Source organism: Chryseobacterium indologenes (assembly GCF_018362995.1).
GTDB classification, from domain to species: domain Bacteria; phylum Bacteroidota; class Bacteroidia; order Flavobacteriales; family Weeksellaceae; genus Chryseobacterium; species Chryseobacterium indologenes_G.
This window is the reverse complement of record NZ_CP074372.1, coordinates 3,564,815-3,589,981: the sequence shown is the minus strand read 5'-3', so window position 1 is coordinate 3,589,981 and position 25,167 is coordinate 3,564,815. Positions and strand designations below refer to the sequence as shown.

Genomic DNA, 25,167 nt, shown 5'->3' with positions numbered 1-25,167 from the left:
TTTTTTAAAGGTAGGTAATTTAAACAAGACCCTCAAATAGGAGTTATTTTGAGATTTTTATTCTGTTTAATATGGTTTTAGATGAATTTTAATTCGGGTTGTTAAATTCTTTTTTAAACCTTGACAAGGATATTTTATCGGCTTTTCAAGAGTTTTTTGATTAAAGTAATCTGTCCCAGATGATAATAGCTGTGCTCAATCATTCCATCGATATTTCTCCGGTAGGTTCCGTATTTTTCATCCACAAAAACCTCATCAAGTCTGGAATCCGGCATCTGTTCCAATAAGGATGCAAATTTTTCAGAATCTACCCAAAGCTTACCTAACAAGTCTTCCCATTGCTTCTGTGATTCTATGGGTGGAAGATCAAAACTGAATTTATCCTTTATTTCAAGATCTCCTCCTTCAAAAACATTGACAATACCCGCAATGTAATAATCAATGTGAAAAGTGAGCATAGCAATGGTATTTAAAGAATCTATCTTTGTCACAGCCTGTTCCCAGGTCACATCTGAAAGCTGGTCTTTAAAATTGGTATTGGCAATCCAGAGACCATCCAGCAAAACTTCTCTGAATCTTTTTGATAATTGTAAGATTTGGCTCATAGTTTTATTTATTAATTTCTAAAATATATCCAGTTTTTTCACCAATATATTGAGGATCCTCCCACAAATTACAAAACTCATTCTTATCATAAACCTTTAAGGTGTCTCCTGGATCTGCAACATAAACTTTTGAATTTTCTATCCTATAAACTACTACGAAATGCTTAGATTTCCAATAAGCAATACATGGTAAATTTACATTTTTACTCAGATTTGGAAAATCAACCTTTAGTCCTATAGGTTTAAATCCCAGCTCTTCTGAGGCATCGGATAATTCAAGCATACTTATTCCATTACTATTGACATGAGTCATTTCACCTAAGTATTTTTCTGAATAGATTTTTCCATAATACTCAAAAATCATTTTTAAGCAAGCTGGGCCACAGTTATTTTCATTCTTCTGCTGGTAAAAAGGAAAATTTTGTTCTTCTTTTACGTTTTTACAACTTGATACAAAAAAAATCATGAGCATAAAAGATACGCTCATGAAAATATTTCTTAATTTATAAAGAAAAGTCATCTTAAAAATGTAATTATTTTTTAGTCGAAGCTTCTTTCTTTCCACTTCTTAAAATCTTCTCAAGGATTCTTAAAGTAATCAGATATGTTGGCTTTACTCCTGTAAGACCTAAGCCTCCTGAAGATAATGTACTTCCTGTTTCCAGCGGGTTATCCGATGCATAATAAGCATACATTACAAAAAGATCGGGTGAAATATGGTGTCTGATCTTTGAAGCTACCTGGATCGCTTTCTGATAATGTGCACCTTCCATTTCAAGCCCAATGGCTTTCCAGGAAGTATTCATAAAGTAGGATAAGATATCTCTGTTTTGCAGTGAAGTTCCTAGAACCGTAATCATCGGACCTTCAAAAGCTTTTAATTCATCATCTTTGAAGTCTTCAAGCTTCAATGCATTCTCAAATGGATAATTATCCGCAGTTCCTTCAAAAATATGAGAAGTAGGAATCATAATATCTCCTTTTTCTCCTGTAAGAATTCCCGCTTTACCCATAATAGAAACAGATTTCACTTTCATCATATAGATTTCCCCTTTGTGCTCAAAAGGTCTTAAAAGCTCATCCATTACCTCAAAAGCCTGCTCTCCGAAAGCATAATCGAAGACCATGATCACATCATCGCCTGTAAACTTACTGTCTGCAAACGGTGTATTCTTCAGATCCGTTTTGCTGAGGTCTATAATCTGAACATCTATATTACTTCCGCTTTTATCAGCAATATGAATCATCCCTTCATCCAAAGCATACTTTAATACTTTGTCACGAAGTTCTTTTTTGTTGGAGATATCTTCATATAGTTTATAGTCGATCTCGTGATGCTGCTTCTTTTTAAGAGCATTATTGGCATACAGCATATTTTTCACGGAATGCATATTGGCAGAAATAATGTGCAAAGGTCTCATATGAAGGTCATTTTCAAATAAAACCTCTTTCACTTTATTTGCCCATTTTTCACCAAAATAATGGTGTCCTACTCTTTCCTTTAATATAGAACTGAAATAAATTTCTCTTTCTCTGCTGCTTTTCGCATCTTCAAGACTTACTTTTCCTAAGTTGTAGATAATTTTGAATAAACGATCAGGATTATGATCATCACCGAAAGTATTGTAAGCTCTTAGCGTTTCATCAAAAGATCTTCCTATTAAAGAAGAAAGATGAATAAGTGCCACTTCTTTTTCTTTTCTGCTGAATTTTTTTTCACCTTTCACAACCTCTTCGATAATCTTAAAGGCACGGGTCGGTTTCCAGTTTTCATCCTGGATAAATGCCAGGTTACGGATTTTATCAGCTTCTATAAACAGGAATGTCAGGTGGGTAAGAATGTCATAAATTTCGGAACGTCCCAAAAGAACTTCAATATTCATCTGGTGCTCGTCTATTCTATAACAGTTTCTTCTTCTTTTCTTTGGAACAATAGGTTCGAAACTTCCTTTATCAAACCCTTCATCTGATGTAAGATGAATAAAAGCACATTCCTCAATTCCTTCCGGAAGTCTGTCTAAAACGTACATCAACCCGTCAAGTTCCAATTTACTTGGAATATTCATGGTACCATAAATCTCTGGGTTGATTGTCTTCAGCAAGCTTCTGATGCTCTCTCCTGAAACTCCTCCCGGCTTGAAAAACCCTCTATAAAATAAATGTCTCATAGAAATGTATAGTCTTTCAATAGCCTCCGTTGTTTCTCTTGCTCTAGAATTTGTCATAAAATAAATTTCACACAAATATACAAAATCTCCGCTCAACTTATTTTAACTATCTTTTAATAAGTTGTTTAAAACCTATAGGCAAGCAGGTTTATTCCGGAATATTTTTACGTGCTCTATTGTTTTATCTGATACTTATTATGGTATTATTTTAATCCTTTCCTGTATTCATTTTCTATTTCTCTTTCATTTTTTTATTTATTTCAGAAAAAAAATCAAGAACTAGTTTAAAATAATTGTAATTTTAATGGTATACAATTCCACTACTATATCGGACTGTATATTCTCTTTTCGTACAGCTAAAGTTAATATCTCTGGTTTTCCAAACCTGCGAATGTTAAATTTTAGCCATAAATCAGAAATTCACCCCATCAAAAACACCCAAACAATTGTTTAATTTGTGTAAATTTTAAAAACACCCCTAAAATTTTTGGGGTTAAAATATTTTCAATTCATTTTTTTTGTAAATTTGCCCTGTAAAAAATCAACCCAATTATGTCAACCTTAAGATTCAAAGCATTAGAAACCCTTCCATTTAAGGATTTCAGAAAAGACAACTCTGTTGAAATCCCTGCGAAATTATCAGAGCTATTCTGTAAAAATGTTTTCTCAGAAGAAACCATGAGAGAATATTTAACGAAAGAAGCATTCGGTTCTATCATGGATGCTATTAAAAAAGGAACTAAGATCCAGAGACACATTGCAGACCAGGTAGCTGTAGCAATGAAAGACTGGGCAATGAGCAAAGGTGTAACACACTACACTCACTGGTTTCAGCCTTTGACAGGTACTACTGCAGAAAAGCACGATTCTTTCTTCACTCCTATCGAAGGAGGCAGAGCTATCGAAAGATTCAGCGGAAATATGCTTATCCAGCAGGAACCTGATGCATCATCATTCCCTAACGGAGGTATCAGAAATACTTTTGAGGCAAGAGGTTATACAGCTTGGGATCCTACATCTCCGGCATTCATTATGGGAACTACATTATGTATTCCTTCTATCTTCATCTCTTATACAGGTGAAACATTAGATTATAAAGCACCTCTTTTGAGAGCTTTGAACGCTGTGGACGAAGCTGCAACGAATGTAATGCAGTATTTTGACAAAAACGTAACGAAAGTAACTCCTACTTTGGGTTGGGAACAGGAATATTTCCTTGTTGATTCAGCATTATACCAATCTCGTCCGGACCTTGTATTAACAGGTAAGACATTATTAGGACATTCTCCTGCAAAAGGACAACAGTTAGATGACCATTATTTCGGTTCCATTCCTACAAGGGTAATGAACTTCATGAAAGAGCTGGAAATCGAGTGTATGAAATTGGGAATTCCTGCAACAACAAGACACAACGAGGTTGCACCTAACCAGTTTGAGCTTGCTCCAATGTTTGAAGAAGTGAACGTTGCTGTAGACCACAACTCATTGTTGATGGACATCATGGCAAGAGTAGCTCATAAACACCACTTCCACATCCTTTTCCACGAAAAGCCATTCGCCGGAGTAAACGGAAGCGGAAAACACAATAACTGGTCTTTAGCAACAGATACCGGAGAAAACCTTCTAAGCCCGGGAAGAAACCCAAAGAAAAACTTACAGTTCTTAACATTCTTTGTTAACACTATCAAAGCGGTTCACGAATATGCAGACCTTTTAAGAGCAAGTATCGCTTCTGCAAGTAATGACCACAGACTTGGTGCTAATGAAGCTCCACCAGCAATTATTTCTGTATTTATCGGAAGTCAGCTGTTCAGCGTTTTGGAAGAACTTGAGAAAGTAACCAACGGAAAATTATCTCCAGAGGAAAAAACAGAATTAAAATTAAATGTAGTTGGGAAAATTCCTGAAATCTTGTTAGATAACACAGATAGAAACAGAACTTCTCCATTTGCATTTACAGGAAATAAATTTGAGATCAGAGCAGTAGGTTCTTCTGCAAACTGTGCGGAATCTATGACGGTAATGAACACCATTGCAGCAAAACAGCTTAATGATTTCAAAAAAGAAGTTGACGCTTTAATTGAAACCGGTCTTAAGAAAGACGAAGCGATCTTTAATGTATTGAGAGAATACATCAAGCAGTGTAAAAACATTATGTTTGAAGGTGACGGATATTCTGATGACTGGGCGAAAGAAGCTAAGAAAAGAGGATTGAACAACCTTAAAACAACTCCAGAAGCATTAAAGCAGGAAATGGATAAGAAATTCTTAGATCTGTATGAAGAAATGGGAATTTTCAACCACAGAGAAGTTGAGGCGAGAAACGAAATTAAATTAGAAAAATACTCTACTGTTATTGATATTGAAGCAAGAGTATTAAGTGATATCGCAAGAAACCACATCATTCCTTCTGCGTTAAATTACCAGAACAGGTTAATTGAAAACGTAAAAGGTCTTAAAGATATCTTTGGTGATAAAGAATTCAAATCTTTGGCAAAAGAGCAAATGAGTTTAATTACAAGCATTTCTGAAAATGTTTCTAAAATTAAACTTGGTGTTGAAGATCTTATCAAAGCCAGAGAAGCCGCAAAAAGCGTATCAGACAGCCAAAAACAGGCAGAAACTTATTGTAACAAAGTAAAACCATTATTTGATCCTATCAGAGAAGCTTCTGATGCATTGGAAATGATGGTTGACGATGAGCTATGGCCGATGACAAAATACAGAGAAATGTTGTTCACAAAATAACACCTGTAAAGTTCCATATTAGTTCAAATTCCTCGGTTTTCCGGGGAATTTTTTTTGTTTTATTAACAGACTTGGAAATGAGGACTTTAAATTGCAAAACCTGATATATAGAAGAAAATCGATATCGTTTGTTAAAGAATCTTAATAAAAAAAACCGCATACTTACCAAAAATAGGCCGTTGCGGTTTATTTTTCTTTAACATATGTAAATAATATGTTAAAATGTGTTAAAGTAAGATCCTGAAAATTATCATATCAGGGGTCTTTTACTCGGAATCTTTACTTTTGTATTGCTTTTGAAAATAAATATTCCTTTTTAACACGGATAATCAAATATATATGAAGAAAAGAGTTTTGTTTTATTTAGTTGCTTTAGTTACTACAGTTTCATTGCAATCGTGTGCTACAAATTATGTGGTTTCAAAACCAGCAACTTACACAAAAGAATACAAAACAGATGCCAAACTAGCTTCTTTAGATAACAAAAGAATGGAGCAGGATAAGCAGAAACTTATCGACTCTTTCTTAGCTGAAAAGGCTGCATCTATCGCTAGTGCTAAAAAAGCAGTTAAGAATTCTGAGATTGCGAAAGTAATCAAACATAATAAAACCATTGACGGTATCCTTGAAGAAGCTGAAACATACCTTGGGACTCCATACAGATACGGAGGAACTACAAGAAACGGTATAGATTGTTCAGCTTTTGTTCTTTCTGTATTCGGAGCAGCAGCAGGGCTTAGCTTACCTAGAGTAGCAGCATCTCAGGCTCAGGAAGGAGAAAGAATTGAAAAAGGAGATCTACAGAAAGGAGATTTGATTTTCTTTTCTCACGGAAGAAGAATTTCTCACGTAGGTATTGTAGAAAGTGTTACTGAAGAGGGTGAGATCAAGTTTATCCACGCAGCAACATCAAAAGGAGTAATGATTTCTTCACTGAATGATTCTTATTGGGGACCTAAGTTCAGATTCGCTAAAAGAGTGATCAATGAGGAAGGAGAAGCTTACAATAACTTAGCAGCAATCACTCCCGCTACACCAGCAAATTTTTAATTTTATAAATAATTGATTTAAATAATGAAGCCATCAGAATTCTGATGGCTTTTTTATTTATCCTATTTGCACTAAGTTTCAGCTTGTGGTAGTGAAGAATGTACATTAAAAGAGAAAAGCGGATTAAAACCCGCTCCTATTGATTCAATATAGATATTTTTATAAGCAATTAGGACACGATGAAGATATTAACTGTTCTTATCGATTTCAATATCCAGTTTGTACAATAACCCATATATTTCAGAAAGTGAAAATTTGGCCTTTTTAAGCTTGTTTAAAGCCGGATCTATTGAATAGTTGACAGAAGTTCTAAAATCTGCTTTTTCAAGGTTTGTAGTATCGAAAACAGCGCCTGACAGATCACAGTTATTAAAGACAGCATTTGATGCATCACATTCAGTAAAGTCTACCTCAATTAACCTCGAATTTTTAAAAATCGTTTTCTTAATGGAGGTCTGGTAAAAAACTGAATTATTCAAAGCACATCCATCAAATGTAAAAGATAAACCGAAAGCATTACAATCATTAAACTGAAGGCCAAACATTTTACATTCTTTGAAAATCACACTATGAAAAGCTGTTCTCATAAGCTTTGCCATGCTGAGGTTACATTCTATAAATTCGCAGTCTGTAAAGCTGAATCCGGAAAGGTTTGCATATTCAAAATTACAGTTGCGGAAAGTACAGTTTTCATACTCTCCTTTTTCCAGCTGAGAAAAGTCTGTGTTTTCAAAATCCTGATCCAGGAAATAAGCTTCTTTCATATTTTCATGATTTATCAATGGCAATATACTCCACCCATAGGCGGATTTTAAATTAAGAATAAAAATTTCAGCTTTTAACCGTTGATTTTTTTGATCTTAAAAGACCATTACACCAAGCTGTTTTTATCCGAATAATTAAGTTTAAAGAAAATAAAAGTCATCATAGAGAATGCCAACAGAGAACTTCCTCCATAACTGAAATACGGAAGAGGAATCCCAACCGTAGGGAAAAGCCCCATAACCATCCCTAAATTGATCGAAAAGTGCATCAGAAGAATCGAGGCAAAACAATATCCGAAGACCCGGTTAAAAGTAGACTTCTGCCTTTCTGCGAGATAGTATATCCTTCCGATATAAACCATGTAGCATAAGATAAGAATTGCACTTCCTAAAAAGCCCCACTCTTCTCCTACTGTACAAAATATATAATCCGTTTCCTGCTCGGGTACAAATTTTCCCTGGGTAACAGATCCTTCACGGTATCCTTTCCCCCAAAGTCCACCAGATCCGATAGCTGTTTTGGAATATAATAAATTGTATCCTGAAGTATCTCTAAATGCCTTTTCACCTTTATAAAGAACATCAATTCTTTCTCTCTGGTGTTTAGGAAGTTTTTCTAAAATAGTTGGAGATGCGAAAGCCAGCCCGCACAGTAAAAGAATAGATCCTGAAATTCCCGAAATAGAAATTACATCCCAGGACATTCTATGATAATTCATTGCAATCAAAATACCGGCAATTACCAGAACTGCTATTACAACATAAATAGGGGGAACAGCTAATGAAATCAGAAAAACCCCGGCAAAAAGAAACCCTACCCCAAACAAGAGACCACTCAGTCCTTCCCTGTATAAAGCAATAAAAAATGCAATAAATACAAGCATGGAACCTACATCCGGAATAGCAAGAACCACAACCGCCGGAACTCCTATAATCGCTAAAGTAGTCAATAAAGACTTCCTGTTTTTAAGATTAAAATCCGGCCCGGAAACATAGTTGGCAAGCATCAGCGCTGTTCCTATTTTCGCAAATTCTACAGGCTGCATGGTAAAACTTCCAAACTTATACCAGTTCTTTTGTCCTAAAATTTCTTTCCCAAATGGAAAAAGTCCGATAAGCAGCAAGACTCCGCCAATGTAAATAATCCCGGCCATATTTTCAAAGAACTTACTTCTGCTGAAAAATATAATAAGTCCTACAAACAGCGAAATACAGAAAAAGATCAATTGCTTTTCCCCAAGTTTCTGGTCAACACTGTAAATATTTGCAATGGCAAAAACACAAAGCAGGAAATACAGCCCAAGGCCTAATTTATCTATTCCTTCAGTCCATTTCATTGCTTGACAGTTTTTTTAGCAGTATTATTCTTTTTAGCTTCCTCTTCTATTTTCTTTTGCAGCTTGGCTTTTTGTTGCTTAACAAGATCCAGACTGTCCTTTATTCTTTTTTGTTTAATTGAATCCGGTTTAGGATCAACGTATAACCCTTTACGTTTCAAATCTGAAATCCACTGCCTTTTATATTCCGGCATGAAACTCGAGGTGATCATCTTTTTATAAAGATTTTCACGCTTCAGATCCCCTGTAATGTATTTTTCAGCAATTACCGTACAGGCCGGGCCAGCCCACGTTGCTCCGAATCCTGCATGCTCCATCACTGCTACTACAACAATTTTAGGTTTTTCAGCAGGAGCAATCAATACAAAGATAGAGTTATCCTTTCCTTGCGGTACCTGTGCGGTACCTGTTTTGGCTAATTGTGTAAAGTCATTGGATTTTAATCCCCTTGCCGTTCCTCTCAAAACCACAGCTTCCATACCTTTTAAAACAGGTTCGAAATGCTTTGGATCAACTAATGTTTTATGTTTAACCTTAAATCTTGGATCAGGATTAGGTTTTCCATCAATTGCTTTAACGATATGAGGTGTATAATACCATCCTTTGTTAGCGATAGCACCTACATAATTGGCCAGCTGAATAGGCGTTACCAAAACATCTCCCTGACCCATTCCGTTATAAATAGCTCCGGTTGACATTTCGTCCCAGTTTTTAAAGTCAGTTCTTTTGGAACCGCTTGCTTTCATGATGGCTTTAAATCGTTTCTCATAAAAATCTCCGGAAGGAATTCTCCCTTTTGCACCTACGGCAAAATCATTATTTAAAAACTCTCCAACTCCAAAGCTGCTCATGATCTTCTTCCATTCATCAACACCTTTTGAAGGATTTCCAGGGTATTTTTTGATAATGGCAATAAATGCGTAGGTAAAAAAACAGTTACTGGAAACCTGAATGGAAGGAATAAGCGGATCTGCTCCACCATGTCCTTTAATTCTTTTTCCTTTATAGAAAAACCCACCTCCACAAGGGAAAATAGTCTTTTCATCCATTACTCCCATCTGCATGGCCGCCAGCGCAGTCAACAGTTTGAACGTTGATCCCGGGGGATATCCTGCCTGCAAAGAACGGTCAAAAGTGGGCTTATTTTCGTAAAGCGTATCTTTTGACAGAGCATATAAATTTTTTGATTTGTAAGGTCCGGTGAAAAGATTCGGGTCAATATCCGGTCCGGTAGCCGCAACCAGTACTTCCCCGTTATTAGGGTCTAAAGCTACGATTGCACCATGTTTATTGACAAGCATTTCTTCAGCGGTTCTCTGAAGATCATAATCGATGGTTAATGTAATGTCTTTCCCTGTAATTACATCTTTATCCAGAGATCCGTTTTTGTAAGGGCCAATATTTCGGAGCCTGATATCTTTCTGGATATATTTCACCCCTTTTACTCCACGGAGTTCTTTTTCATAGGACTTTTCAACTCCGGTTTTTCCGATAAAGTCTCCCGGTAAATAGTAGGTAGAATCTTTTTTTATTTCACGCTCATTTACTTCACTGGTATATCCCAGAAGATTACCTGAAGTAGAGACTTCATATTGACGCTGAGGTCTTTGTACAATATTAAAAGCCGGATATTTAAAAATAATTTCCTGAACCCTTGCGATCTCTTCTCTGCTCAGATCCTTCAGAAAGGTCATCGGAGTCAGTTTGGAATAGTATTTTTCCTTTTTAATAACATCAATTCTTTTGATAAAATCCGCTTTGGAAATCTTCATAAGACTACAGAACCCGAGCGTATCAAAATCCGGCCGCATTAAAGCCTGTGTAAAAGAGACTTCATAAGCAGGCTGGTTACCTACCATAATTTTACCATTTCTGTCAAAAATGACTCCACGCTGTGGAATCACATATTCGGTTTTGATGGAGGTATTCGCTGCATTTAATGCATAACGGTCTGTAAACAACTGTAAATAGGCAAGCCTCGCCACAAAAATAAGGGCGATGACAACAAGGATGGAAAAAATTTTAAAATAACGTGTGTTCAAACTTTTTGTTTGATTTTAAATATTAATGCGTAAATGACTATAAATATAAACGAAATTACACTAGTCACCAACACATTAAACAATATTTCAAAAAATCTGCTAAACTTAAAGAATTCGATATACTGTACTAAAAGCTGGTGCAGAAAAATACTTGAGAATAAAAACAGCAAAAACTGCGCCCATTGAAGGGACTGAAAAGAGAAAAAGTCCGTAGATGTATCGGTAGAAGTCCTGAAAATCAACGTTCTGAAATAAGCAATCAGCGTCGTTGCAAATGCATTGATTCCCCATGAATAAAGAAAACCGTCAATAGACAGTCCTATTAAAAAGCTCAATGCCAGGAACTGAAATTTATTTCTGAAAAAAGGATAGAACATAACAAATACAGGATATAATACTGGAGTATATTTCCCGAAAAGCGTAATCCTGTTCAATACAAATATCTGTAATGCCACAAGAAAAATCATGATCAATATATCAGTAAATAAGGTCCTGCTAATCATTTTCTTTTTTTATTACAGCCTGCATAGTGTCCTGAATCTTCTGCACTTCTGCTTTCTTAAGATTCTTCACTACATATACTTTGTTCAACGCTCCCATTTTTTCACTCAGCTCAACGGAGATATCCCAGAAACCGGTTTTATTATCTACAGAATATCCTGCAATAGTACCAATCGTTACTCCCTTAGGGAAAATTGCAGATTTACCGTCCGTAACAACAGTATCCCCTACTTTCAATGCAACATATTTTGGAATATCTGCAAGATGCATCACTCTGGAATTATCACCATTCCATGTTAAAGTCCCGAAATATCCTGAATTTTTGAGTGCTGCATTAATTCTGATCTTGTTAACACTTAAGACCGACTGAACTAATGCATAACTGTCTGTAGAATTAATTACAATTCCCGCAATACCTCTTGGTGCCATTACCCCCATCTGAGGAAAGACTCCGTCTCTACGGCCACGGTTGATTGTAAAATAGTTGTTTCTTCTGTTGATACTGTTGAAAACAATTTCACCATCAACAAAAGTATAGATCTGCCCGCCACCAATGGTATCATGAACTCTTTTGAAAACAGGTTTTTTTGCTCCGTCTTTTCCGTAAAGTTCAGTCATAAGGGCTTTATTCTGAACCACAAGATCTTCGTTGATCTGTTTTAGTTTCAGATAGGAAACTCCTTCATCAATATATCCGGAAACCCACGAGTTGAAAGCAGCAGTCTGCCCCGCAATCCAGGATTTCTGCATGGCATTTCTGGAGAATATCAAAACCAGAGCAATAATTTGCAGAAATATAAAGAAGACGAAAAGAGTATTCTTTGAAAATAATCTCAGCAAAAATCCCATTCAGATATAAAGTCGTAAAAAGTTAAAATTATTTAATTAAGAAATTGAACTTATCCATATTCTTAAGGGCAATACCTGTTCCGCGAACTACAGCTCTCAACGGATCTTCCGCAACAAACACAGGAAGACCTGTCTTTTTGTGAATTCTGTCCGCAAGACCTCTTAATAACGCTCCTCCTCCGGCAAGATAAATACCTGTTTTGTAAATATCAGCAGCCAGTTCCGGTGGTGTAAGAGAAAGAGTTTCCATTACAGCATCTTCGATTCTGATGATGGATTTGTCTAATGCACGTGCAATCTCTTTATATCCAACCATAATTTCTTTAGGCTTCCCTGTAATAAGGTCTCTACCTTGTACCGGAATATCCTCGATGTCTACATCAAGATCTTCTACTGCAGAACCTACTTCAATTTTGATTCTTTCAGCAGTTCTTTCTCCGATATAAAGGTTATGGTGAGTTCTTAAGTAATAAGCAATATCATTGGTAAATACGTCTCCGGCAATCTTCACAGATTTATCACATACGATACCTCCTAAAGCAACTACAGCAATTTCCGTAGTACCACCACCTATGTCGATGATCATATTTCCTTCAGGCTTCTGTACGTCTATTCCTACTCCAATTGCAGCTGCCATTGGTTCATAGATCAATCTTACTTCTTTTGCGTTTACTTTCTGAGCAGAGTCTCTTACCGCTCTTTTTTCAACTTCAGTAATACCAGAAGGGATACAGATTACAATACGTAATGCCGGCTGTATGAATTTACCTTTGATTCCAGGAATTTTTTTGATAAACTCCTTGATCATGTGTTCAGAAGCGTGGAAATCAGCAATAACACCATCTTTCAAAGGACGGATAGTCTTGATATCTTCGTGAGTTTTACCTTGCATATGCTTAGCCTGTTCTCCTACAGCAATGGGTTTACCCGTAGAACGTTCAATTGCAACAATTGACGGTTGATCTATAACAATTTTATTATTATGGATAATAAGGGTATTAGCCGTTCCCAGGTCTATCGCAATTTCTTGCGTAAACATATCAAATAAACTCATATTTTTCTTCTGATTTTAAGATTACAAAGATATAAATTTAAGACTAGTAAAGAAATTTCCCACCAACTTAATTTGGTTAAAATTTTATTAAAATTTATAATTCTTTATTAACTTTCAATTTAGAGGTTTACAGACTTTGAGTTAAACTAAAATTAATGGGTTCTTAAAAGTACGAAAAAGCGAAATCATTGACAGGTAAAAAGCCGGCATACAACAATTAAACGGGCTTCTAACCAACCCTGCAGTATATTTAAATTTTAGAGGTTTCTTAAAAAAACTAACAAACAAAAATAATCAATAGTAAAATTTAAAGAAATATGCCTAATAGAGGTAGGTTCATTTTTTTTCCCTGCTCTTTAATTTTTTACCGCCTTATAGTTTTTTACGATAATTATCATATACACTATCTGAGAGTGATTAATTAAAAAAAGCGTAAATTTGCGACTGCTTATGTTACAGTATTCCAACATTCATCGAACGTCTAATTTTGCCGTGCTTTCTATAAGCTACGAGAAGGCCGACGTAGAAACGAGAGGAAAGTTTGCATTTTTTGATGAAAACATCAAAAACTTTGTTTCCAGGGTCCACCAGGAAGATCTTGGGGATGCATTTGTGGTTTCTACCTGTAACAGGACCGAAATTTATACTACTTCTCCCAATTACCTTTTAGTGGCTGAAGAATATTGCAAAACCATTGGAGTACATCTTACGGATTTCCTTCAGTTTGCCAATATTTTGACCAAGGAAGAGGCTCTGATTCATCTTTTCAGAGTTGCTGCCGGTCTTGAAAGTCAGATTATCGGAGACTTTGAAATTATTGGACAGATCAAAAAAGCATACAGCCGTTTCAAAAAAGAAAGACAGAATTCTAATCCTTATCTTGAAAGAGCCATCAATGCAGCTATTCAGATTTCGAAAAGAATAAAAAATGAAACCGGAATTTCCAACGGTGCAGCTTCTGTTTCTTATGCCGCGGTTCATTATATTTTAAACAGCCAGAAAAGGATTGCTGAAAAGAACATCCTTCTTTTGGGTGTAGGTGAGATAGGACAGAATACCGTTGAAAACCTGGTAAAGCATGTCTATCAGCCAAAAATTAAAATTGCAAACAGAACTCAGGAGAAAGCTGAAAAGATTTCCCAGAAATATAATATTCCTCACGTTGATTATTCTGATTTTGACCAGGAATTAAAAAATACTGATATTCTTATTGTGGCAACAGGAGCTAAACATCCTATTGTCAACCAGTCTCATTTCCCGAACGGAAAAGAAACGCTGGTTATTGACCTTTCTATTCCTCATAACGTTGAAAAGAATGTTACTGAAAATAAAAACGTAACATTGATTGATGTGGATGAGCTTTCAAAACAAATCCAGGAAACGATTCAACAGCGTGAAAGAGAAATCCCGAAAGCTGAAAAAATCATCAAGGAACTGATGAAAGACTTTATTGAATGGGAGAAAAAGAGAAAGTTAGCACCGAATATCCACCATTTCAAAGCTGTTTTAAAGAACATGGAACGCAATGAAATGCATAATTTTTACAAAAAGAATAAATACATAAACATCACGGACATGGAACTTTCTGACAAAATGATCCAGAAAATTACCAACCGTTTTGCAAAATACATCATTGACAATCCTTTGAAAGCCGAAGAAATTAGTAAATTAATGCACGAAATATTAGTTGAACAACCAAACAACGAATTCAATGAAAAGCATTAGAATCGGAACGAGAAATTCCGCACTTGCACTTTGGCAGGCTAGAGAGGTTGCAAGGCACCTTCAGAACAACAATTATTTAACGGAGATTGTTCCTATCGTTTCTTCTGGCGATAAGAATCTTAATCAACCTTTATATTCTTTAGGAATCACCGGGGTCTTCACAAGAGACCTTGATATTGCCTTATTGAATGACGAAATTGATATTGCCGTACATTCTTTAAAAGATGTTCCTACTCAGTTGCCTAAAAATATTGAAATGATCGCTTATCTGGAAAGAGATTATCCTCAGGATATTCTGATCAGAAAAGAATCTGCAAGGAATAAAGAATTCCATGAGCTTAAACTGGCAACCAGCAGTTTGAGAAGAAGAGCCTTCTGGCTGAGAAATTATCCGACTACTGATTTTTCGGATATCCGCGGAAATATTCAAACCAGGCTTCAAAAACTGGAAGACGGAAACTTTGATGCGACCATTTTATCTCTGGCCGGAATCAAAAGAATGAAAATGGAAATTGATTACGAGATGCTTCCGTTAATGATTTCTGCTCCATCACAAGGCGTAATTTCCGTTGCAGGACATACAGACAAACCTGAAATCAACGAGATTGTACGTCAGATCAACCACAATCCTACCCAGATCTGCGTAGAGATTGAAAGAAACTTCTTAAGCACTTTGGAAGGAGGCTGTACTGCCCCTATCGGAGCTTTTGCTGAAATCATCGGGGATCAGATCCGCTTCAAGGCTGCACTTTGCTCTTTGGATGGGAAAAACTGCATTGCCGTGGATGAAAACTTTGTATATACTCCAACAGAAAATTTTGGAGAAAAGTTTGCAAAAGTCGTTCTTGAAAACGGAGGAAAAGAATTAATGGCAGAAATCAAAAGCCAGATTTAATTCCAGATTCCGCTTCTTCAGCTCCTTTTTTCATCTTCTTAATTGTACAGACATGAAAATCTTATTTACCAAAAATATAGACCAAAGCATAATATCCAAAGAATTAGGAGAGGATATGCTGGCTGACTGTGTTGAGGTAATTAAGACCAAACCCATTATGATCAGTCCTTTTGATCTGAAAAATTACTCATTGATTTTCACAAGTGTTAATGGAGTCATTTCATTTTTTAAAAACAAGTTTAAGCCTAATGAGGATTTTACAGCCAGGAATTACAACAAGATCTATTGTGTTGGCGAAAAAACGAAGAGAGAATTAAGAAAACATGGCTTCGGAACATTTAAGGTTTTGAAAAATGCTGAGACACTGTCCAGATTTATTATCGGAAAATGTCAGCATGAACAGTTTCTTCATTTCTGTGGTAACCTTGCCATCAATGTCCTGGACAAAGAGCTTCCTTTACAAAACATTAAGTACAAAAAAGTTACGATATACAATACTGAGGAAACTCATCCTTTAATAAATGAAAAATATCATGCTGCGGTATTTTTTAGTCCGAGCGGAGTTCGTAGTTTTGCAAAGCGAAATTCTCTGGAAGGCATGAAGCTGTTTTCAATTGGCGAAACCACTTCCGGTGAGTTGAGAAATTACACCCAGGAAGAAATTTTTACTTCTGAAGAAAATACACTGATTTCGATCTTTGAACTGATAAGAAGAGAACTCAGAAGTAGAATTTAGAATATTTGTTACCGAAATATTTCCGGTACTATTAGTTTAAATAGATTATGATAAAAAACGACCTATATTTAAAAGCACTTCGCGGAGAAACCGTTGAAAGACCTCCTGTCTGGATGATGAGGCAGGCTGGAAGATATCTGCCGGAATTCATTGCTTTAAGAGATCAGTATGATTTCTTTACAAGATGTCAGACTCCTGAACTTGCGGCTGAGATTACTCTACAGCCTATTCGCAGATTTCCTTTGGACGCAGCGATTCTGTTTTCTGATATCCTGGTAGTTCCGCAGGCAATGGGAATTGATTTCAAAATGAAAGAATCTGTTGGACCATGGTTAGATACTCCTATCAGAACAATGGAGCAGGTTCAGAATATTGAAACTCCGGATGTGAATGATACTTTAGGCTACGTTTTTGATGCTATTGAGCTTACACTACAGAAACTGGACAATGACATTCCATTGATCGGTTTTGCAGGTTCTCCATGGACAATCCTTTGTTATTGTGTGGAAGGGAAAGGAAGCAAGGCATTTGATATTGCAAAGTCTTTCTGTTTCCAGCAGCCTGAAGCAGCTCATTTATTACTGCAAAAAATTACTGATACTACAATTGCCTATTTAAAGAGAAAAGTAGAAAAAGGAGTTTCCGCAGTACAGGTTTTTGATTCTTGGGGAGGAATGCTTTCTCCTACAGATTATCAGGAATTCTCATGGCAGTACATCAACCAGATTGTTGAAGCATTAAGCCCGCTTACTCATGTGGTGGTATTTGGAAAAGGATGTTGGTTCGCATTGGAAGACATGACGATGTCTAAAGCTTCTGCTCTAGGAGTAGACTGGACTATTAAGCCGGAATTTGCCAGAACACTGACCAATCACACGATGACGTTACAGGGTAACTTTGATCCTGCAAGACTTCACTCCACTCCTGAGACGATCAAGAAAATGGTGAATGAGATGATCAACCGTTTCGGAAAAGACAGATATATTGCCAATCTAGGTCACGGAATTTTACCTAATGTTCCTGTAGAAAATGCTGAGGCATTCATCAGAGCAGTCGTTGACTGGAAACCGAATATATAAGTTTATTTCTTTTGAAAATATAAAAACCTTATAGGATATTCTATAAGGTTTTTTTGTTTTAATAGTTTATTGATAAGTCTTATTTCTTTATTATTTTCTTCTTAATCACTTCCCGGTTATTATTTGTAATTATTATGATATAAGCTCCTTTGGGAATATCAGATACATCATATGAATCCGATTCTTTATCAAAAGTTTTCACAAGCTTTCCGGACATATCAATAACGCTGACTTTTTCAAGCTTATTCTGAGATCCCAGTTTAATATGAATATTATCTCTTACAGGATTTGGATATACCATTATATGATCAGAATGTAAAGCTTCTGAGACAGCCAAAACCCCGCTTGTAATCATCACATTATCTACTACAACACCGTAAGAATAGTCACCGGCATCGTCATACACAAATCTTAGCTTAAAAGCCAGATTTACATAGGGTGTCAAGTCTACATTTGCTGCAGCAGCATAACTCGTTACCACGTATGAAAAGGTATTAAAATCAAGATCCCATACTCACGCTTCACCTGAAAAGGTAAAAACCTGGGTCCAGGAAGTTCCATTGAAAACTTCAACTTTTAGAGTAGAATCAAGATTATAAATCATATTGGCATAATTAAACGACAGCTTTGGGTTTACAACTCCTGTAAGGTTAATTACAGGAGAAATCAATCTCGCATTCGTATTAACTCCGGTTGGCCCTGCATCGTCATCATCAAAAAAAGCAGCTCCGCTAGGAAAACCAGCAAAACCATTTTGCGCACCCACATTCCAATTAAAAGCTGTATCGGGATTTTCTACCGTCCATCCGGTCGGCAAAGCATTACCGTTGAAGTTTTCAGAAAAAACTTGTGCATCACATATTCCACAAATGGATAAAAAGAAGATAAATAATTTTTTCATAATAAAATATTTGATGTTTATATAAAATTAAGAAATAATATATTACAAATCATAATTAAATATGAAAATCAATATGTTATAAAAATGATATAAAAATCACGATCCTATTCCTAATTATTTATATCTTTAAATCTAACCTTTAAATCACATCAAATGAAAAAACTAAACAAAGACAAGATGAAAAGCATCATGGCAGGTGGAGAAATCTGCCTTGAATGTGCCATTGGATATTATCAGGTCATTATTGACGGCCGATGTTACTGCGTTCCATGGGAATAATAAAAAAAAGCAGCTCAACAGCTGCTTTTTAATTTATATAATAAAGAATTAATTAGCTCAACATTCGTTGTGCTTTCTTAACTCCTTCTACCAGAATATCAATTTCCTCAAAAGTATTATAAACAGCGAAACTGGCTCTTACCGTTCCTGCAATATTAAAGAAGTTCATGATCGGTTGTGTACAGTGATGTCCTGTTCTTACGGCAATTCCCATTTTATCCAGGATCATTCCTACATCAGATGCTATTCCCACACCTTCAAGATTAAAGGAAACAACACCTGTTCTCTTTGCTTTTTCTCCATAGATTTTAATTCCTTCTATTTCCAAAAGCTGCTTCTGGGCATATTCCAATAAAGCATTCTCATGATTCTGAATATTGGCATGACCTATCTTGTTCATAAAATCAACAGCAGCTCCTAAGGCAATATTTCCTCCTACATTGGGTGTTCCTGCTTCATATTTAAATGGAAGACCTGCATAAGTAGTTCCTTCAAAAGAACATGTCGCAATCATCTCTCCTCCTCCATGAAATGGCGGTAAAGCTTCTAATATTTCACGTTTTCCATACAGAATACCTGTTCCCATGGGTGCATACATTTTATGACCTGAAAACACAAAGAAATCACAATCCAGCTTCTGCACATCAATATTGAAGTGCGGAGCAGACTGGGCACCGTCAATCACAATATAAGCGTCTGTATTCTTTCTTGTTTTTGCTATAATTTCTTCAATAGGATTTACAATTCCCAAAGCATTGGAAACCTGATTTACAGAAACAACCTTTGTTTTTTCGCTTAAAAACTGATCAAAATGATCCATCTGAAGAATTCCGTTTTCATCAATTGGAATTACACGAAGTTTTGCTCCTGTTCTTTCACAAAGCATCTGCCATGGAACAATATTAGAATGATGCTCCAGATATGAAATAATGATCTCATCATCTTTCTGCAGTTTCTGTGTTAAAATATAAGCGATCAGGTTCAACCCTTCTGTTGTCCCTTTTGTAAAAATCACTTCAAAATCATGTTCAGCATTGATGAATTTCTGAATCTTTCTTCTTGAAAGCTCCATTTCTTCCGTAGCCAGCTGGCTTAGGGTATGAATTCCTCTGTGAACATTGGCATTAAGTTCTGTATAATATGCGTGACAGACTTCCAAAACCGAATTTGGCTTTTGAGATGTAGCTGCATTATCCAGGTAAACCAATGGTTTACCATTCACTTCTCTGTCCAATATAGAAAACTGGCTTCTTATTTCCTGAATGTCAAACATTTATTTATTTTTTAAATTAAGACGTCCTTATTTAGAACTCTTCAAATTTACGGCTTTTTTTCTGAAAGAAAGCATGGGGCTGAGAGCTGATAGTTATCAGTTGATAGAAATATTCGATAGCGCATAGCGAAAAAAGCTGATGAGATTATACACAAAAGAGCAAATTCTTTTTGTCTTTAGCCATTACACAAAAAAACCCGTCAAAAAATGACGGGTCTTATATTGTTTAAATAAGCAATTCTTATTCTGCTGCAGTTTCAGCTGCTTCAGGAGCTGCACCTTCTTCAGTTGCAACTTCTTCTTCATCCTCATCATCCATTGCTGCTGCACCTCCTTTCATTGCATTTCTAGACATCTTAACAGCAACTACTACTGCATTGTCCGGGTGCATGAAAGAATATCCTTCTGTTTTGATACCACCGATGTAAAGTTTGTTGCCAATTCTTAATGGAGTAACATCTACAACGATCTCATCTGGCAAGTTAGCAGGAATAGCTTTTACTTTTAGTTTTCTGAAAGACTGACGTAAAACACCACCAGCTACAACACCTTTTGAACGTCCAGTAATTCTTACAGGAACTTCCATTACTACTGGCTTATCGTCAGATAGTTGATAGAAGTCAATGTGAAGAATCTTGTCAGTGATTGGGTGAAACTGAATGTCCTGAAGAACAGCTGGAATTGTTTTTCCGTCAACCTCAATAGATACCGTGTGTGCTTCAGGAGTGTATACTAATCCTTTAAAAGCTTTCTCTTCAGCAGAGAAGTTTAAAGGTGCTTCACCTCCATAAACAACACAAGGAACTAATTCAGCATCACGTAAAGCTTTTGTAGACTTTTTGCCCACGTTTTCTCTTTTTGTACCTTGAATTGTAATAGATTTCATTTATAATAAATTTAAAAAATTATTCTTATTTAATTTGCAATACGCTTAAAATCAATTAAATAACAAACTTGCTGCTAATTGATTTGTGCTCATGAACCATAGTCATAACATCTGCAAATAACGGGGCGCAAGATAGCACTTTTATTTTAGATGACAAATTATTTTTAACAGGAATTGAGTCAGTTACAATAACTTCCAACAATTTTGAGTTCTCAATATTCTCGTAAGCCTTTCCTGAAAGCACTCCGTGAGTTGCCATAGCTCTTACTGTTTTTGCTCCCTTTTCAATTAAGATATCTGCTGCTTTGCAAAGTGTCCCTGCAGTATCAATCATATCATCAATAAGGATTACGTTTTTACCTGTAACATCACCAATAAGGAACATTTCTTCTACAACATTCGCTTTTTTTCTTTCCTTATAAGCAATTACTACTTCAGCACCTAAGTGACCTGCATAGTTTTTAGCTCTTTTCGCACCTCCCATATCCGGAGAAGCAATGGTAAGGCTATCAAGATTTAAAGATCTGATGTAATCTACGAAAATACTTGAAGCATATAAATGATCTACCGGAATTTCGAAGAATCCCTGGATCTGATCTGCGTGAAGATCCATTGTCATCACTCTTGTTGCCCCTGCTGCTGTAAGAAGGTTTGCAACTAACTTCGCACCGATCGGCGCTCTTGGTTTGTCTTTTCTGTCCTGTCTGGCAAGTCCGAAGTAAGGAATTACAACGGTAATGCTCTTTGCAGAAGCTCTTTTCGCTGCATCAATCATTAGAAGAAGCTCCAAAAGATTGTCTGCAGGAGGGAATGTAGATCCAATCAGGAAAACTCTTCCTCCTCTTACAGATTCGTCCAAAACAGGCTCAAATTCCCCGTCGCTGAACTCCTGAAAGTTGATTTTCCCTAATTCTTTCCCATAATTCTGGGCAATTTTCTCTGCCAAGTCCCTGCTGGTTCTTGTACAAAATAGATAACTTAACTGATCGGCCATTTTTACTTTTTAAAAGATTTTGCAAATTTAAAAAAAAACCACAAGATTTACTCCTGTGGTTTCTAAGTTTTTATTTTATCAATTATTAAGGGAATTTAACTCCTGAATATTTGTTTGGATCTACCTGCGGAAGTGTAGACTTGTATTTAGCATTGATAGACTTGATAAACTCATTAGCAACAATACCATATCCACGTCCTGTAAGGTGAACTCCATCCAGAGAGAAAGCTCCTCCTGTAACAAATTTCGCAGTATATTTCACACCGTCATATGAAATACCAGATTGCGCGTTTAGTTCCAGCATCTTAGCACCGGCATCTACAAAAGCTAATCCATAAGAATCAGCAAGTCCTTTTATAGAAGCATTATATGCTGTTGTAGCTGTTTTCACATAGCCAGCTTCTGTTTTCGTCAGTACATGTTGGTTTTGTAACGGATAAGAAATTCCATAAATGTTTACCGGAGCAGGAACTCCTGCTGCAGTACTTCCAATCACAGAACTTGTAGTAAGCAAGATATAATCATCTGCCGTTGCTTGTCTTGCCTGCCCGAAGATCTGACCAAAAGCCGTTGCTGTAGGTAATCCTAAAGAAGGTGTAAGTGCCGCTGTAAGCTGAGCTGAAAGATCTGTCAAGGCAACATCTTTAATTAATACAGGGTTTGGACCCGTTGCGGAAAGTAAGTTAATTCTATCCCCAGCTCCAAAAGCAGTAAGAGCCTGCTTTAAAGGACCATACAAACTTGTATTAAGAGTTGTTAAGTTTGAACCTAAAAGAGCAGGTGTCAAAGGGTTATAAGGAACTGTAGTAAAGAAAGGAACTGAAGTAACAGAAGGGATATTGGCAATAACACCTTTTGTTGTTCCCACACTTTTAAGTCCGTCTAAAACAGCCTTGATAGATCCAGCCACAAGTGCAGGATCTGAAATATCATTTGATTTATAAGTTGTAGGGTTTGTATTTCCCGTTTGAACCGTAGCAGCCGTATAAGTTGTAACACCTCCTACAGTTTGAGAGTTTGTACCTCCATTGGTAGCATATGACAATACATCATTATTTCCTATCCAAAGAGAGAAGAAGGTAGCTTTCTGAGCCATGGCATCAGCCAGCACACTTGTTGTAGCAGAAGAGGCAAATCTCACAAAATAAGGATTAGCAGTTCCTGTTAGAAGCCCCGCCTGACTACCATAACCTGGAGCTACTAAATGAAATGACTTTGCACCAGGTACACCCATATTATTATAAGTACCTCCTCCAGATAACACATCTAGTGCCGCTGCTGGTCCGCTTGGCACAGGCGCTAAAGATCCGTTAACAACCTGAAGAGTCAATTTTCCAGAGAATCCGGGAAGATTGTTGAATCCTCCTATATCATTAGGTATTAAAGGTTGTTTAAAATCTCCTCCACCTGCAAGTTTCATCTGTGCAGCAATCATACTTGGGTAAGATTCATTTTGGCCGCTGCTGTAAAGAGCACCATCACGATATCCTGAAGTAAGAGAGTTTCCTAAAGAAATATATTTTGTAAAGTCTGCGTCTCCTTTTGTTACCTGGATATCTTTTACATCCGTATCGAAATCCGTATTACAGCTTGTTACTGTAAAAAGAAGTGCAGAAACTGCAATTGTCGATATTATAATTTTTTTCATAGTCTTCTAAAATTAAAAAGGATTATACGATAAACCTAGTCCTAAGTAAAACGCTGTTGCTTTTGATTGTCCGTAGAAACCTAGATTAGCGTTATTTACATTTCTGTATTGAGGCATTGCATATCCTCCTGCAATATCAACTCCGAATTGTTTCAGCTTAATACCTATCCCTCCTGTTACCACATATGTGTCATATGAAGGTGTTTCCGGAATAAAGTTGTCAGTTGTATAAGGTGCTTCATCATAATAAGCTCCTAAACGTCCGTAGATCATATTGGTGAATGCATATTGAGTTCCCAATCTGAATGTTTTGGAATTTTTGAAGTTCTTAGGATTGGTAAGAATCGTTGGATCTGTTGGGTTATTCCCAATAGGAGCATTCTCGAAATCTAAAGTAAGCTTGCTGTATCTTTCCCATCCATGATAGTTAAAGTCTGCTGAAACCTGCCATTTCGGTGTCACTTTATAGGTTAAACCGATGGTATATTCTTCCACTAATGGAAGAACTGCTGAGAAGCCATCCTGTCCTGCTGCATTCAGCTTCAACTGTGTATAAATAGACTGAGACGGGAACTGGAATGTAGCGGTCCCTTTTTTAGCTTTCATATCAATTGCTGAACGATAGGCAATACTTACATCTAATTTCGGATCAGGTCTGAAATAGAAACCGAAACCATATCCATGGCCACTTGCTTTTTTATCGTTGATATTTACCTGTCCTCCAAATTGTGTTACAGCTTTATCCCAATCTACAACTCCTTTTGCGTAGATATAACTAGCACCAAAAGATACCCATGGAGCAAGTTTCACAGAAACCATTGGCTGGAAGTAGAAACTCTTCAGCTCCAGTTTCTGAACCATTTCTTTACCTTCCCAGTCATTTGGCCATTTAATTGTACTTCCAAAAGGTGTTGTAACACTAAGACCCACTGTTAGCTTTTCTATTGGTCTATAAGTAATCGCAGCGTAGAACGGTGTTCCTACAGGGTTATCTGTTTCTGTACTTTGTAAAGTATTGAAATTTTGAAAAGTAACTTTGTTACTTGCAGCAAACCCTCCTGCCACTACACTCAGTTTGGAAGGGATAAATGACATACCCGCAGGGTTAAAGAATGTCACACTCGCGTCTTCGGCATGAGCACTAGTATGCGCCATTGCCAATTGTTTTACCCCTTGCAGGGAAACTCTGAAGCCTCCTGCGTAAGATAGAACTCCCGCCAATAAAGCAGTTGATACTAATATTTTTTTCATAGACTATTATTATATAAGCCAAATATAAAATTATTTTGAATACGTCTGTTAATATTTGCTAATATTTTAAACAATATCTTAAAAGAAAGCTATGTTTAAAATAATACCTTCAAATTAATACAATATAAAATTTTCATTATTAAATGTTTAAAGATATTTTTATAAAAGTCGTATTGGGTTGTTTAACTTTAAACAATCGTTTAACTTTTAAGTTATCCTCTTCAAAAATTAGGAATAAGGAAACAAATGATAATAAATGTTAAAGTTAAAAAATCTTCCTCTCCAACTATTCCCTTATAACAGGCTTATCTCAGTCATTAGCTTGCATTCTTACTTAAAATACATCAATGTTTTACTCCGAATTCAGGTTATTTAAGTATTT

At 36.3% G+C, this 25,167-nt stretch carries 23 protein-coding genes; 7 read left to right on the top strand and 16 right to left on the bottom strand.

Features of this window, described 5'->3' with window-relative positions; all coding sequences use genetic code 11:
• Positions 1 to 134 precede the first annotated feature (134 nt).
• Genes DYR29_RS16300 through DYR29_RS16290 form a run of 3 tightly spaced genes read right to left on the bottom strand, consistent with a single transcriptional unit; the run spans position 135 to position 2,830 of the window.
• Positions 135 to 605, bottom strand: a complete 471-nt coding sequence (locus DYR29_RS16300; RefSeq protein ID WP_213277694.1) for a DUF1572 domain-containing protein — start codon at positions 603 to 605, stop codon at positions 135 to 137.
• 4 nt (positions 606 to 609) lie between these two features.
• Positions 610 to 1,092, bottom strand: coding sequence for a cysteine peptidase family C39 domain-containing protein (locus tag DYR29_RS16295; RefSeq protein ID WP_213277693.1), 483 nt, complete (start codon positions 1,090 to 1,092; stop codon positions 610 to 612).
• 46 nt (positions 1,093 to 1,138) lie between these two features.
• A complete protein-coding gene (locus tag DYR29_RS16290; RefSeq protein ID WP_213277692.1) occupies positions 1,139 to 2,830 on the bottom strand; it encodes a DUF6909 family protein in 1,692 nt (563 codons plus the stop codon).
• Between the two features lie 495 nt (positions 2,831 to 3,325).
• Between DYR29_RS16290 and DYR29_RS16285 the strand changes: the two genes are divergently transcribed.
• Positions 3,326 to 5,521 (top strand): glutamine synthetase III, encoded by a 2,196-nt coding sequence (locus DYR29_RS16285; RefSeq protein WP_213277691.1) that lies wholly within the window; start codon positions 3,326 to 3,328, stop codon positions 5,519 to 5,521.
• 339 nt (positions 5,522 to 5,860) lie between these two features.
• A complete protein-coding gene (locus DYR29_RS16280) occupies positions 5,861 to 6,571 on the top strand; it encodes a C40 family peptidase (protein ID WP_047422199.1) in 711 nt (236 codons plus the stop codon).
• Between the two features lie 188 nt (positions 6,572 to 6,759).
• Here DYR29_RS16280 and DYR29_RS16275 read toward each other — a convergent pair whose 3' ends face one another.
• The 6 genes from DYR29_RS16275 to DYR29_RS16250 all read right to left on the bottom strand — a co-directional run bounded on the left by DYR29_RS16275 (position 6,760) and on the right by DYR29_RS16250 (position 13,118).
• Positions 6,760 to 7,335 (bottom strand): pentapeptide repeat-containing protein, encoded by a 576-nt coding sequence (locus DYR29_RS16275; protein ID WP_213277690.1) that lies wholly within the window; start codon positions 7,333 to 7,335, stop codon positions 6,760 to 6,762.
• A gap of 107 nt (positions 7,336 to 7,442) precedes the next feature.
• Positions 7,443 to 8,672 carry a rod shape-determining protein RodA gene (gene rodA / locus DYR29_RS16270; RefSeq protein ID WP_213277689.1) on the bottom strand — a complete coding sequence of 410 codons (1,230 nt, stop codon included), beginning with the start codon at positions 8,670 to 8,672 and terminating at the stop codon, positions 7,443 to 7,445.
• Entirely contained in the window at positions 8,669 to 10,714 is a 2,046-nt protein-coding gene (locus tag DYR29_RS16265; protein WP_213277688.1) for a peptidoglycan D,D-transpeptidase FtsI family protein, read from the bottom strand. Before DYR29_RS16265 ends, rodA begins: the two co-directional genes overlap by 4 nt.
• Entirely contained in the window at positions 10,711 to 11,217 is a 507-nt protein-coding gene (locus DYR29_RS16260) for a hypothetical protein (RefSeq protein ID WP_002982456.1), read from the bottom strand. The genes DYR29_RS16265 and DYR29_RS16260 overlap by 4 nt, the downstream gene beginning before the upstream one ends.
• Positions 11,210 to 12,064: a rod shape-determining protein MreC gene (gene mreC, locus DYR29_RS16255; RefSeq protein ID WP_047422195.1), complete on the bottom strand. Its 855-nt coding sequence runs from the start codon at positions 12,062 to 12,064 to the stop codon at positions 11,210 to 11,212. Before mreC ends, DYR29_RS16260 begins: the two co-directional genes overlap by 8 nt.
• Before the next feature lie 28 nt (positions 12,065 to 12,092).
• On the bottom strand, positions 12,093 to 13,118 hold the full coding sequence (locus DYR29_RS16250; RefSeq protein WP_045491741.1) for a rod shape-determining protein: 1,026 nt from the start codon (positions 13,116 to 13,118) through the stop codon (positions 12,093 to 12,095).
• 450 nt (positions 13,119 to 13,568) lie between these two features.
• On the opposite strand from DYR29_RS16250, the gene hemA reads away from it, so the two are divergent.
• Genes hemA through hemE form a run of 4 tightly spaced genes read left to right on the top strand, consistent with a single transcriptional unit; the run spans position 13,569 to position 17,553 of the window.
• Entirely contained in the window at positions 13,569 to 14,843 is a 1,275-nt protein-coding gene (hemA, locus tag DYR29_RS16245) for a glutamyl-tRNA reductase (protein WP_142717305.1), read from the top strand.
• A complete protein-coding gene (gene hemC / locus DYR29_RS16240; RefSeq protein ID WP_213277687.1) occupies positions 14,830 to 15,738 on the top strand; it encodes a hydroxymethylbilane synthase in 909 nt (302 codons plus the stop codon). Before hemA ends, hemC begins: the two co-directional genes overlap by 14 nt.
• 52 nt (positions 15,739 to 15,790) lie before the next feature.
• Entirely contained in the window at positions 15,791 to 16,474 is a 684-nt protein-coding gene (locus DYR29_RS16235; RefSeq protein ID WP_213277686.1) for a uroporphyrinogen-III synthase, read from the top strand.
• A gap of 47 nt (positions 16,475 to 16,521) precedes the next feature.
• Positions 16,522 to 17,553, top strand: a complete 1,032-nt coding sequence (gene hemE, locus DYR29_RS16230) for a uroporphyrinogen decarboxylase (protein ID WP_213277685.1) — start codon at positions 16,522 to 16,524, stop codon at positions 17,551 to 17,553.
• A gap of 79 nt (positions 17,554 to 17,632) precedes the next feature.
• Here the strand turns inward: hemE and DYR29_RS16225 are convergent, their stop codons facing one another.
• Positions 17,633 to 18,034 carry a T9SS type A sorting domain-containing protein gene (locus DYR29_RS16225; RefSeq protein ID WP_213277684.1) on the bottom strand — a complete coding sequence of 134 codons (402 nt, stop codon included), beginning with the start codon at positions 18,032 to 18,034 and terminating at the stop codon, positions 17,633 to 17,635.
• Positions 18,035 to 18,067: 33 nt separating this feature from the next.
• Positions 18,068 to 18,454, bottom strand: a complete 387-nt coding sequence (locus tag DYR29_RS16220) for a hypothetical protein (protein ID WP_213277683.1) — start codon at positions 18,452 to 18,454, stop codon at positions 18,068 to 18,070.
• 153 nt (positions 18,455 to 18,607) lie between these two features.
• On the opposite strand from DYR29_RS16220, the gene DYR29_RS16215 reads away from it, so the two are divergent.
• Positions 18,608 to 18,733 (top strand): hypothetical protein, encoded by a 126-nt coding sequence (locus DYR29_RS16215; RefSeq protein WP_047422190.1) that lies wholly within the window; start codon positions 18,608 to 18,610, stop codon positions 18,731 to 18,733.
• Between the two features lie 52 nt (positions 18,734 to 18,785).
• Here the strand turns inward: DYR29_RS16215 and DYR29_RS16210 are convergent, their stop codons facing one another.
• The 5 genes from DYR29_RS16210 to DYR29_RS16190 all read right to left on the bottom strand — a co-directional run bounded on the left by DYR29_RS16210 (position 18,786) and on the right by DYR29_RS16190 (position 24,785).
• On the bottom strand, positions 18,786 to 20,006 hold the full coding sequence (locus DYR29_RS16210; protein WP_047422189.1) for an aminotransferase class V-fold PLP-dependent enzyme: 1,221 nt from the start codon (positions 20,004 to 20,006) through the stop codon (positions 18,786 to 18,788).
• A gap of 241 nt (positions 20,007 to 20,247) precedes the next feature.
• Complete coding sequence (locus tag DYR29_RS16205; RefSeq protein WP_213277682.1) at positions 20,248 to 20,892, bottom strand: 50S ribosomal protein L25/general stress protein Ctc; 645 nt, start codon at positions 20,890 to 20,892, stop codon at positions 20,248 to 20,250.
• A 55-nt stretch (positions 20,893 to 20,947) separates the two neighbouring features.
• Positions 20,948 to 21,886 carry a ribose-phosphate pyrophosphokinase gene (locus DYR29_RS16200; protein WP_047376208.1) on the bottom strand — a complete coding sequence of 313 codons (939 nt, stop codon included), beginning with the start codon at positions 21,884 to 21,886 and terminating at the stop codon, positions 20,948 to 20,950.
• Positions 21,887 to 21,971: 85 nt separating this feature from the next.
• A complete protein-coding gene (locus tag DYR29_RS16195; protein ID WP_213277681.1) occupies positions 21,972 to 23,534 on the bottom strand; it encodes a G-D-S-L family lipolytic protein in 1,563 nt (520 codons plus the stop codon).
• A gap of 12 nt (positions 23,535 to 23,546) precedes the next feature.
• Positions 23,547 to 24,785: an OmpP1/FadL family transporter gene (locus DYR29_RS16190; protein ID WP_142717312.1), complete on the bottom strand. Its 1,239-nt coding sequence runs from the start codon at positions 24,783 to 24,785 to the stop codon at positions 23,547 to 23,549.
• Positions 24,786 to 25,167 lie beyond the last annotated feature (382 nt).